Annotated in this window: 7 protein-coding genes and 1 pseudogene; 3 read left to right on the top strand and 5 right to left on the bottom strand. The window is 69.0% G+C overall.

The window, feature by feature from the left end:
• Nucleotides 1–306 precede the first annotated feature (306 nt).
• The 5 genes from OC490_RS48585 to OC490_RS48565 form a co-directional block, all read right to left on the bottom strand.
• Nucleotides 307–2,937, bottom strand: a complete 2,631-nt coding sequence (locus OC490_RS48585; RefSeq protein ID WP_262064478.1) for an alpha-L-rhamnosidase — start codon at nucleotides 2,935–2,937, stop codon at nucleotides 307–309.
• Nucleotides 2,934–3,830 carry a carbohydrate ABC transporter permease gene (locus OC490_RS48580; protein WP_262064477.1) on the bottom strand — a complete coding sequence of 299 codons (897 nt, stop codon included), beginning with the start codon at nucleotides 3,828–3,830 and terminating at the stop codon, nucleotides 2,934–2,936. Before OC490_RS48580 ends, OC490_RS48585 begins: the two co-directional genes overlap by 4 nt.
• 6 nt (nucleotides 3,831–3,836) lie before the next feature.
• Nucleotides 3,837–4,721 carry a carbohydrate ABC transporter permease gene (locus OC490_RS48575; protein ID WP_262064476.1) on the bottom strand — a complete coding sequence of 295 codons (885 nt, stop codon included), beginning with the start codon at nucleotides 4,719–4,721 and terminating at the stop codon, nucleotides 3,837–3,839.
• 57 nt (nucleotides 4,722–4,778) lie between these two features.
• Nucleotides 4,779–6,080 carry an ABC transporter substrate-binding protein gene (locus OC490_RS48570; RefSeq protein WP_262064475.1) on the bottom strand — a complete coding sequence of 434 codons (1,302 nt, stop codon included), beginning with the start codon at nucleotides 6,078–6,080 and terminating at the stop codon, nucleotides 4,779–4,781.
• 189 nt (nucleotides 6,081–6,269) lie between these two features.
• Nucleotides 6,270–7,268: a LacI family DNA-binding transcriptional regulator gene (locus OC490_RS48565; protein ID WP_262064474.1), complete on the bottom strand. Its 999-nt coding sequence runs from the start codon at nucleotides 7,266–7,268 to the stop codon at nucleotides 6,270–6,272.
• A gap of 778 nt (nucleotides 7,269–8,046) precedes the next feature.
• On the opposite strand from OC490_RS48565, the gene OC490_RS48560 reads away from it, so the two are divergent.
• The 3 genes and pseudogenes from OC490_RS48560 to OC490_RS48550 form a co-directional block, all read left to right on the top strand.
• Nucleotides 8,047–9,477, top strand: a complete 1,431-nt coding sequence (locus OC490_RS48560; protein WP_262064473.1) for a family 43 glycosylhydrolase — start codon at nucleotides 8,047–8,049, stop codon at nucleotides 9,475–9,477.
• Between the two features lie 65 nt (nucleotides 9,478–9,542).
• Nucleotides 9,543–10,835: a cellulase-like family protein gene (locus tag OC490_RS48555; protein WP_262064472.1), complete on the top strand. Its 1,293-nt coding sequence runs from the start codon at nucleotides 9,543–9,545 to the stop codon at nucleotides 10,833–10,835.
• A gap of 325 nt (nucleotides 10,836–11,160) precedes the next feature.
• A pseudogene (locus OC490_RS48550) lies at nucleotides 11,161–11,452 on the top strand (pectate lyase); the annotation flags it as partial.

Raw genomic sequence — 11,452 nt, 5'->3', positions numbered from 1 at the left:
TCACAGAGAGTTCTCAGTTCCCTCTGAGTCTCATCAGGATCACTGGCCCCATGGCCCCCACAGGCCCTGGAGCAGGACGGCGCCGGCGAGGGCGTCGCGACAACGGAGACCGCCCGGGGCTGCGGCGGGCTGCCATGGACGGTCCGGAGACAACGGCGACCGCGCGGACGGCGGATCCGCTCAGCGGCCGGGCGACACCGCCAACCCCAGCGCCAGCGCCAGATACTCGCCCACCGCGAGGTTCCGGCCGGTGCCGGCGGCCACGGCCCGGGGAAAACGCCCGGGTTCCGCGGACGTTGACCCGGCTCAGTCACAACGGTCGGGCGATGTCGGCCGTTCAGCGGGACGCTCCGGTCGCCACGTCGTGGTGGTTCCGGTGGCCAGGGTGGTCACTCCTCCGTCCGGCCATTCGATCCGTGCCGTCGCCCCGGTGGGCACCGTCGTGTGCACCTTGATGCCCGAGGCGTGCAGTTCCCAGCGGATGGCCACGCGGCCGTACGGTGACTCGTGGGCGGCGTCGGCCCAGGTGATGCCCCCGCCCGGTCGGGGGCGGAAGGCGATGTCGCGGTAGCCGGGCGAGACGGCGGTCAGGCCGGCGACCGTGGTGTGCAGCCACTGGGCGACCGCGCCGAGGGCGTAGTGGTTGAAGGAGGTCATCTCGCCCGGGTTGACGGTGCCGTCGGGAAGCATGCTGTCCCAGCGTTCCCAGATGGTGGTGGCGTCGTGCTTCAGCGCGTACAGCCAGGAGGGGCAGTCCTGTTGGAGGAGCAGGGTGTAGGCGGTGTCGACGTGGTGGGTGGCGCTGAGTGCGGATGTCACGAGCGGTGTGCCGATGAAGCCGGTCTGGATGGTGTGGCCGCCCGCGGCGACGAGTTGGGCGAGACGGTCTCCCGCCGTTGTCCGGGCTGCCGGGTCGGGAAGCAGGTCGAACTGGAGGGCGACGGCGTAGGCGGTCTGGGTGTCGCTGGTCATCAGGCCGGAGGGGAGCACGTAGGCGTCGTTGAAAGCCTGCCGTACCCGGTGTGCGAGATCCTCGTACCGTTGACGGTCTTCTTCGAGCCCGAGGACGCCCGCGATCCACGCCGTGTGCCGTGCGGACCAGGCGTAGTAGGCGGTGGCGATGAGGTGGCGGTCGGTGCGGCCGGCACCCGGGTCCCAGGGAGGCGCGGACGGGTCGAGCCAGTCGCCGAGTTGGTAGCCACGGTCCCACAGGCCCGAGAGGTCCGCGAGTTCGGTGATGAGGTCGACCCAGCGGCGTGCGCTGTCGTACTGGGCGGCCAGCAGCCCGGTGTCGCCGGAGTCCTGGTAGAGCGCCCACGGGGTCAACGCCACGACGTCGCCCCAGCCCGCGCCGGGTCTGGCCGGTGTCCACTGCGGGCCACCGGGGATGGCTGGCACGTACCAGGGCACGGTGCCGTCGTCGTGCTGCTCGACGGCGACGTCGCGCAGCCAGGACGCGAGCATGCCGTGGCAGTCGTACAGGAAGGCGGCGGTGGGTGCGAAGACCTGGATGTCGCCGGTCCAGCCGAGGCGTTCGTCGCGCTGCGGGCAGTCGGTGGGCAGGTCCACGAAGTTGCCGCGCAGGCTCCACACCACGTTCTCGTGCAGCCGGTTCACCTGGTCGTTGGAGCAGGCGAACCAGCCGGTCCTGGCCATGTCGGTGTGGTGGACGCGGGCCACGATGTCGCGGTGGGGGTCGCCGCCGCGCCAGCCGGTGATCTCGGCGTAGCGGAAGCCGTGGATGGTGAAGCGCGGTTCCCACGTCTCCCGGCCGTTGCCCCGTAGGACGTACCGGTCGGTGGAGGCGGCCCCGCGCAGGGGGCGCACGCACAGTTCGCCGTCCTGGAGCACTTCGGCGTGCCGGATGACGACCGTGTGCCCGGCCGGTCCCGTCACGCTGATACGGACCCTGCCGACGAGGTTCTGTCCGAAGTCCACCAGGAGACGGTCGGCGTCGAGGGCGGTCACCCGGGCCGGGGCGATCTCCTCGGTGCAGCGCACCGGTGGCCCGGTGGGCGCGACCAGTGTCGCCGGGTCCCGGGCGACGATGTCGACCGGTGACCAGTCGCCGTCGCCGAACCCGGGGGTGGACCACCGTGGTTGTTCGTCCCGGGCGTCGTAGGTCTCGCCGTCGAGCAGGCCGCTGGACACGATCGGACCGTGCGCCGCTCGCCAGGATGTGTCGGTGCCGATGATGGTGCGGGTTCCGTCGCGGTGGACGATCTCCAACTGGGCGATGAGGGCGAGCCGGTTGCCGTAGAGATCGGAATGGCCGCCGTTGAAGCCCAGCCGTCCGCGGTACCAGCCGTCGGCCAGCCAGGCGCCGATGGTGTTCTCGCCGGCACGCAGGTGATGTGTGACGTCGTGGGTCTGGTAGCGCAGCCGGTGGTCGTAGCTGGTCCAGCCGGGGGCGAGCGTGTGGTCGCCGACGCGTCGGCCGTTGATCTCGATCTCGTACAGGCCGTGCGCGGTGACGTACAGGCGTGCACGCTCCACCTCCGCGTCGGCCCGGAAGTCCTTACGCAGCAGGGGTGGACGCCGCTCACCGTCGAGCCGCTCCAGCGACTGGCGCCGGGGCGAGATCGCCCGCGCGGTCCAGTCGGTCGGCTCCAGCAGTCCCGTCTCCAGGTGCAGGGCCGGGCTCCAGTCGCCGGGGGTGGCGTCGGTCCCTCGGACCCGGACGCGTAGCTCGGCGTGTTCCCTCGATGCCAGAGGCTGGTCGGGCCAGTCGACAAGGACGGATTCGCCGGAGGCCACCCAGGGGGTGCGGTGCGTGCCGTCGGCGCGGTGGATCTCGATCTGGTAGGCCTGCTGCGTCCAGCCGGTCGGCGCGGTGGTCTTCCAGGAGATCCGGGGTGCTGGTTCACCGATGCCGAACGGCTCCCGGTGATGTTCCGCGGTCGGAGTGGCGACGGCTGGTATCGGCTCGTGGGTCATCCCTTCACCGCCCCGGCGGTGAGGCCCTTGATGATGCGCTGGTTGATGAGGAGGTACAGCACCAGGGCGCCGATCACGTTGATGCTGATCGCGGCGAAGAGCGGTCCGTAGGCCGTCTCGCCGTACTGGCCGGTGAAGTTGAGCAGTCCCACCTGGATGGTGCGCAGGTCGTCGTCGGTGGTGAAGGTGAGGGAGATGAGCAGGTCGTTCCAGATGAAGAAGAACTGCACGAGCCCCACGGTGAAGACGGCGTTGCGGACCATGGGGAAGGCGATCTTCCAGAAGGCCCTGAGGATGCTCGCTCCGTCGAGGGTGGCGGCTTCGAACACCTCGCGCGGGATCGCGCGGAAGTAGGTGGCCATCATGAAGACGGTCAGCGGGAGACCGGCCGCGGTGTAGGTGATGATCAGCGGCGCCAGTGTCCCGGACAGGCCGGTCTGGAAGTAGATCCGGAACAGCGGCAGCAGGATCATCTGGCTCGGCACCATGATGCCGAGGAGGAAGGCGAGCAGGACTCTGTGGCGTCCGCGCCAGACCATCACCTCCAGGGCGAAACCGGCGGCGACGCCGAGCAGGATGATGAGGGCGAGCGAGGGCACGGTGGCCATGAGGCTGTTGCGGATGTACAGGGCGACATGTCCGGTCGTCCAGGCCTCGGTGTAGTTGTGCAGGCCCCAGCTCTTCGGCAGCGACCAGGCGGGGTCGTTGACGAACTCGGACTGGGTCTTGAAGGAGCTCAGCAGCAGCCACAGCAGCGGCGCCACCTCGATCACCACCAGCAGGGCCACGAGCGCGTTGCGCACCAGACGCCGGACGTGCCGGCTCTTCGGAAGGGCGGTTGTCGGCGGGCGGGTGAGAGGTCTCCGCGGCGGCGCTGTCAGGGTGTCGGTCATGGGGGTTCAGCCCTTGGTCGGGTCGCGTCGCGAGAAGCGGAAGATGAGGAGGGAGACGCCCAGGCAGACGACGGTGAGCAGCGAGGCGATGGTGCTGCCGTAGCCGTAGTCGCCGTAGGAGAACGCGGTGCGGAACATGTACAGCGTCAGGGGTGTCGTGTCGCTGCCCGGCCCGCCGTTCGTCAGGGCCAGGACGGAGTCGAAGACCTTGAGGGTGCCGTTGATGCTGAACACGGCCGACGCCAGGACCACCGGCCAGGACAGCGGCAGGACGACGTGCCGGATCAGCCGCCATCCCGTGGCGCCGTCCATCCGCGCGGACTCAAGGGTTTCCTCGGGGATGTCGAGCAGTCCCGCGAAGATGAGCACGCCGTAGAAGCCCATGGAGCGCCACACGTCCATCACGACCAGGACGAGGAAGGACCCGCCGCCGCTGGCGAACCAGTCCCCGTGGTGGATGCCGAGCGATTCGACGGCGGTGTTGGCCAGGCCGTTCTGCGGTGCCACGGCGAAGAGTTTCTGGAACATCAGGGCTACGGCGACCGTCGGAAGGATCACCGGGAAGAAGACCAGCGTGCGGATCACCGCGGACGACTTGCGCAGGACGAACACGTAGAGCAGGGCGAGCAGGTATCCGCAGAGCACCTGCCCGACGCTGACGACGACTCCGTACTTGAAGGTGAACCACAGTGCCGAGTGCGCCTGCGGGTCGTGCCACAGCTTCTCGAAGTTGCCGAACCCGTCGAAGGTGAACCCCTCGATGACGTTCCCCTTGAAGAAGGTGTAGCCCAGGGACCAGCCCATCGGCACCAGCATCACCAGTGTGTACACGAGCAGCGCCGGACCCAGCAGGATGGCGAGGGCGCGGCGGTCTCCCAGAACTGAACGCATGACGGCTCTTTCGAAGGGTGCGGTGCGGTGCGGCGGCAGTTGGCGGCTGACGGACGATCAGCCGTTGTCGAGGTCTGCCTGGACCTTCTTCATGAAGTCCTTCGCGGAGAGTGACCCGTTGACCAGCGGCGCGGCGTTCGTCTGGCTGGTCGCGGTCGCCTTCGTGTTGAACAGCGCCTCGAACCACAGGGTGCTGGTCGTGGTCTTCGTGATGGTGTCCTGCACCGTCTGCGTGAGGACCGGCAGCGTGCCGGTGTCACCGTTGGGCTTGAACCCGGAGACCGTGCCCTGGTCCTTGAGCGAGCCGGCGCCGTAGTTCTTCGCGGTGCAGGCGAGCCAGTCGCCGACCTTGGAGTTGTACGCCTTCGCCGAGACGGCGACCGGGAGACCGACGTTGGCCGGGATCTGGTCCGCGGACCCCTTGCCACCGGACACGGTCGGGAACGGCATGAAGCCCACGTTGGCCGCGCCGACCTTGTTCTTGGTCTTGTCGTTGAAGTCGCCGAGCGCCCAGCTGCCCATGTAGTACATCGCGGCCTTGCCGGTCAGGAACTGCTGCGCGGCGGTGTCGTAGTCGAGGGATCCGACGCCCTTGCCGAAGTAGCCCGCCTTGCCGAGGTCGGCGATGGCCTGGGCGGCCTTGACGTATGCGGGGTCGGTCAGCTTGGCCTTGCCGTCCGCGACCGCCTGCAGGGCGTCGGGCCCCAGTTCGCGGTAGAGGTAGCTGCTGACCAGACGGGTGAGGGGCCACCCCTCCTTGCCGGCCGCGGCAAACGGGGTGACCCCCGAGCTCTTCAACTTGGCTGCCGCCGCGACCAGTTCGTCATACGTGGTCGGGACGGCGATGTTGTTCGCGGCGAGAAGCTTCTTGTTGTACCAGATGCCCTCGATGTTGAACTGGTAGGGCATCACGTTGAACTTGCCGTACAGGTTCTCCACCGTCTTGACCGCGGCGGGCTGGATGTCGTCCCACACCCCGAGGTCCTTGAGCGTCTTCTCCAGGTCGAGGACCTGCCCGGCCTTGTCCAGCGTCTTGGTGAGGGCCGGAGTGCCTCCCGCCGCGAACTGCGCGGGCAGCGCGTTCTGCCCGGCGAGAAGCTGCACCTTCTGGTCGACGTTGCTGATCGGCAGCGTCTGGATCTTCAGCGGCAGAGCCGAGTTCTGCGTCTTGCACGCGCCGGTGCTCAGGGTCTTGAGCTCCTGCTGCACGATGTGGTTGTCGTCGTTGATGGTGAGCGAGTATTCCTGGGCGCCGCTGCCCGACGCGCTCGAACCGCCGCCGCAGGCGCTCAGCAGAAGACCGGCGGACGTGGCGGTTGCCAGGGCGGCAAGGCTGCGGGGCTTGAGGGTGTGGTGCACGGGGTTGCTCCTCGCGGTGCACAGCGCATTGAAGCGCTTCAATGTTGCCCCGGAACCTACGGCCCGCTACGCGACCATGTCAAGGATGATTCGCCGGCATTTCCGAACCGCAATGTGCGCACAACGCCCGGAATCGGGCACGCCGGAGGGCGAGCCCTTGAGGGTCGGTGACGGCTACGGACTACGGATTCAGTGCGGCGCGCTGGCGCGGACGACCAGTTCGGGTTCGAGTACGACGGTGGCATGCCGGTGCTGCGCGCCCGAGGCGACCTCGTCCATCAGCAGCCGCATCGCTTCCTGCCCCATCGCCCGCCCCGGCAGGTCCACCGCGGTCAGGGGCACGGCCGCGGAACCGGCCGTCCGGTTGTTCTCGCACCCGATGACCGCGACCCGGTCGGGTACGCCGATGCCGGCCACCGTGTGCAGTTCGTGGACGATGCCGTTGGCCAGTTCGTCGGTGACGACGACGAGGCCGTCCGGCAGGTCGGCGGACTTCCGTCCGGCGAGGGCCCTGCCGACCAGATGTCCGTGCGCCGTGGTCAGGCCGGCGCTGTCGATCTCCTCCAGCGTCACGCGGGCGCCGGCTTCCTCGACCGCCGCGCGTACCCCTCGGCGCCGGTCGCGCACCGGCTGGTAGTCGTCGTGTGCGACCACGTACGCCAGCCGGGTACGTCCGGTGTCGATGAGGTGGCGGGCCGCGAGATACCCCACGTGCTCGTTGTTGACCAGCACCGAACAGCATGTGCCCGGCTTCGGCGAGTAGTTGAGGAGCACGATCTGGCGGCCGTGCGAACGCATCCTGGCGATGCCGTCGGTCGAGTCCTCCATGGGGGCCAGCAGCACGCCGGTCACCCGGGCCTCGTCGAAGACGTCCAGGTACTCGTTCTGGAGTCCGATGTCGCACGTCGTGTTCGCGAGCAGCAGGTTGAGGCCTGCCGTGCGGGCCGCCTCCTGGGCGCCGTGCGCCATGTCGATGAACAGTGAGTTCTCGATGTCCGCGAGCACCATGCCGACGCTGTCGTTCGACCCGGATGCCAGTGACCGGGCCGCGTCGTTGCGTACGAAACCCAGCCGGGTGATGGCTTCGCGCACACGCTGCGCCGTCACGGGGCTGACCTTGGCCGGATGGTTCAGGACGTTGGACACCGTGCCGAGCGAGACGCCCGCGGCCTTCGCGACGTCCTGCATGCTCGGACCGGCGTGCCCGTTTGCCCGTGGACCTGCGGCTGCCACGACGCTCCTCGACTTCCGGTCTCGATCGGCCTGGACGCGGATTGACGGGCCAGGCCGGTGTGAACAGGCGCAGGATACATGCTTCCGTTAAAGCGCTCCAACGTCTCCGTCGGGCACGCCCTGAAACTCGGTGGAAGCCCACGCGTATGTACAGGTCACGGCACTCCGCTGCCGCACGCCGCGAAGTGCCGCACTCCCACTGCCCCTTCGCTCGCCGGGTCCGGCTCCGAGAGCGGCACCGCGGCGCGGGATGGGCTGCGGCCTGCGGGACGAGTGCACGAACCCTTGACGTCACGCCGGGAGAATGCCAGCCTCACACCGCCGAAGCGATTGAAGCGTATCAATCCGCCCTTCGGCTCTTGCATGCCAGCCCACGCGGCGACACCCCGCGCAGCCGTACCGGCCGACAGGCCTGACCATGTACTCCGGTTCCGCGCCGGAGCACATGGCCGGCTCCCGCGCACACAGACCCCGCCCGCCGTCCTTCTCTCACCGTCGAGGGAGTCGCGAAGTCATGACAGCCGGCCCCGACGTCCCGCCCCAGAACGGTGTACCGACGCCTCCGCCGCTCGCTTGGACACCTACGGTCCAGGCGTGCCCCGAACCCTGACGGCGGGGCTGCCGGAGGGAACGTATCGGGCCGAACCCGGCTGCTGACCTGCGCGAACCGAAGCCCGCACCCCGGCGGCGCGGTCGTACTCACCCACACATCAGCGACACAAAGGAGTCTCGTATGACCAGCCATCGCACCGGAGGCGCATACCCCGGAATCCGTGGACGGCGCAGCTCTTCCATCCTCGCCGCGATCCTGGCCGCCCTCGTGGCCGTCATAGGTCTGGTCACCGCCGGCCAGGCGAAGGCCCTCAGCGGTGACATCCGTATGCACGACCCGAGTGTCATCAAGGTGGGGAGCTGCTACTACGGCTTCTCCACCGGATTCGAGAACGACTCGCTCAACCCCAGCGGATCCATCACCATCCGCAAGACGTGCGACGCCACCGCGGCGACCGGCTGGACCAAGGTGGGCAACGTCTGGGGGACGACCCCGTCCTGGATCACGAGCAAACTCGGCTCGACCCCGCCGAACATCTGGGCCCCCGACATCAAGTACTTCAACGGTACCTACCACCTGTACTACGCCGGTTCGCTCTGGGGCACCTCGTACGCCGTCATGGGCCTCGCCACCGCCACCAACATCGAAGGCCCCTGGACGGACCAGGGCATGGTCACGGACGTCAACTACCCCATCGACCCCAACGTCGACTGGGGCCCCGACGGCCGGCTCTACATCTCCTGGGGCTCCTGGACCGGCAGCGGCACCTACATGCACGTCCTGGACCAGACCACGGGCAAGCTCTCCACCACCGACAACAACCTCTGGCACATCGCCGTCGGAATCGAGAACCCGACGATCATCCTCAACGGTGGCTACTACTACCTCTTCGGTTCCAAGGGCCTGTGCTGCAGCGGGACCAGCAGCACCTACTACACCGTGGTCGGACGGTCCACCAGCATCACCGGCCCCTACCTCGACCAGAGCGGCACGGACATGGCGTCCAACGGCGGAACCACCGTCCTCACCGGCGCCTACCCCAAGGTGGCGGCAGGCGGTGCCGACGCCTTCGACGACGGCGCGTCCAAGTTCCTCGCCTACCACTACTACGACGGCGACAACTCCGGCCAGGAGACCCTCGACATCCGTCAGGTGACCTTCGCGGGCGGCTGGCCCGTCATCGCAGGCCCGCTCGGGGCCGCCAACAACCATCTGCTGAACCGCAACAGCGGCAAGTGCGCGGACGTCTGGTCCCTGAGCACGGCGGACGGGGCAGCGGTCAATTCCGGCAACTGCAACTCCGGCGCCAACCAGCAGTGGGTGCAGACCGCCGTCGGCTCCAACTACAAACTGGTCAACGTCAACAGCGGTAAATGCCTGCAGATCTCCGGCGCCTCCACCGCCAACGGGGCGGTGGCCGTCCAGTCGACGTGCACGGGCACCTCGAACCAGCTGTGGACGAAGACCCCGGTGATCGGCGGCTACGTCACCTTCACCAACGTCAACAGCGGCAAATGCCTTGAGGTCGCCGGAGCGTCCACCGACAACGGCGCGGCCCTGGACCAGTCGACCTGTGCCACCGGCGCGAACTACCAGTGGATGGTTGTCTGACGGTTCCAACGGGCAGTACCGAGCCGCCGACGGCGTCCTACCGCACACGAACGACGGGTGACCTCATGACCACCGCACAGCTGCAAGCCACCACACCCGGCAGCACGGGCCGACTCGCCATCACCCTGTGGGACTTCAGCTGGTACACGCAGGCGGGACCGGGCGAGCCCTTCGCCGACCTCGACCGCGCCTTCGCCGAGACGGTGGACCGCGGATTCAACACCGTGCGCATCTGCGCCATGCCCTTCCTGCTGTTCTCCGGACGCGTCAAGGAGCCGGAGTCCATCCAAGTACGCGGCCTGGGCGAGCAGTTCGGGCAGCGCACCCGCTGGTACAACGTGCGCGGCGGCTATCCGCTGGACGGCCGCCGCCGGCTCGTGGAGCTGTTCGAGGCAGCGGCCCGCCACGACTGCAAGGTCATCGTGTCCTCGTGGGAGTACCAGCAGTCCCCCAGCTTCGCCGACACCGACACCTGGCACCGCGCCCTGGCCGCCGTACCCGGCCCGGACCGCGCCGAGGCCGTGGCCGAAGCCCTCGCCGCGCTGCTCGACTTCCTCACCGAGCGCGGACTGGCCGACCGCGTCGCCTACGTCGAGGTGCACAACGAGGTCGACAACTGCTCCCTCGTACCGGCCGACGGCACCGCCGGCCACTACGCCCGGTTGCGCGGCCCCCTCGAACGCGCCGTCGAGCTGCTGCGAGCGCGCCACCCCACCATCCCCGTGACCTACTCCCTGGGCGAGCCCTGGCCCGGCGAACTCGACGACCTGCCCGAGCAGGCGCAGATCGCACACTTCCACTTCTACGTCTACGGCGTCCTCGGCGCGCTCTACGAGGCGGCGGGGCTCGGGCACGGCACCGAAGCGGCGCCCGAGACTGCCACCTGGCCCACCCCCGAACTGGCCGCCATGCTGCGCCCGGACGCGCCCGCCTTCACCGACTACCAGCCGGACGAACCCTGGCGACTGGCCGCCACCGGGATCCCCCGCGAACTGTTCTACGCGCTCGACTGGGTGGACCCCGACCGCTGGGACCTGTGGCTCTACGAGAACTATCCGGCACACCGGCAGGACATGCGGGAGACCCTGGCCCAATGGGTCGACTCCGTTGCCGAGTTCGCCCGTCGCCGCGGCATCCCCGCCGTCCTCGGCGAAGGCGTCGTGGGATACACCCCTCTCCTGACCCGTTTCGAGGAGGACGCCGTTGGCAAGGACATCGCCGAGTTCGTCGTCGACCGCTGCCTCGCGGTCGGATTCCAGGGCGTCGTCCTGACCTCCAACGCGGCTCCGCACCACCCCATGTGGCGCACCGACCGGGACTGGATGCGACGGGTCAACGCCCGTGTCACAGCGGGCTGAACGCGATCCCGCGGCAGCCCGGAGTGCGGACGGCGGACCCCCAGCCAATCCCGGCGGCTCCTCTGCGGCCACGGCGGCCCAGTCGGATACGTTCCGCAGGCCGGGACAGAGTCGTCGGCCAGGAGCGGCCGACGCAGGCCACGGTCCCGGAGCAGGCTGCCGAGGACAGCCATAGGACGCTGGAGGCCATCGAGTTCCAGGTGACGTCCGACCCTGTCTCGGTCACGCCGGCAGCGCAAAGACGGGACGCCCGTTCGGGTGTTACGGCCGTACGTTCGGACGACTCCGCGCGCGCCGTTGCCGGGTCTCTGGCAACGATCCGACTATGCAGAGCCGAAAACGCACCCTCATGCCGCTCGCCGTTCTCGCGGCAGTGGCCCTCGTGCCCTCCGTCCCCAGCACCGTCGCGGCGGCCGACCGCCCGGCACCCGCCACCGACTCCGCGCGGCCCACCGCCGACTGGCCGGCCGCCAAGCGCGTCCAGCCGGTGCGCGCCACCATCAAGGTCACCGGCAGCCGGGACTTCGACTTCACCCGCTTCGTCGGCGCCGGCGCGCTCGGCGGCGGTGACCAGGCCGAGAACCAGCCGCCGATCCTGGAGCTGGCCGACAAGGCCA

Origin of the sequence: Streptomyces sp. STR69 (assembly GCF_024519455.1) — a bacterium.
Classification (GTDB): Bacteria; Actinomycetota; Actinomycetes; order Streptomycetales; family Streptomycetaceae; genus Streptomyces.
Note: the sequence above shows the minus strand (reverse complement) of the source record. Positions and strands in the feature narration are given on the sequence as shown.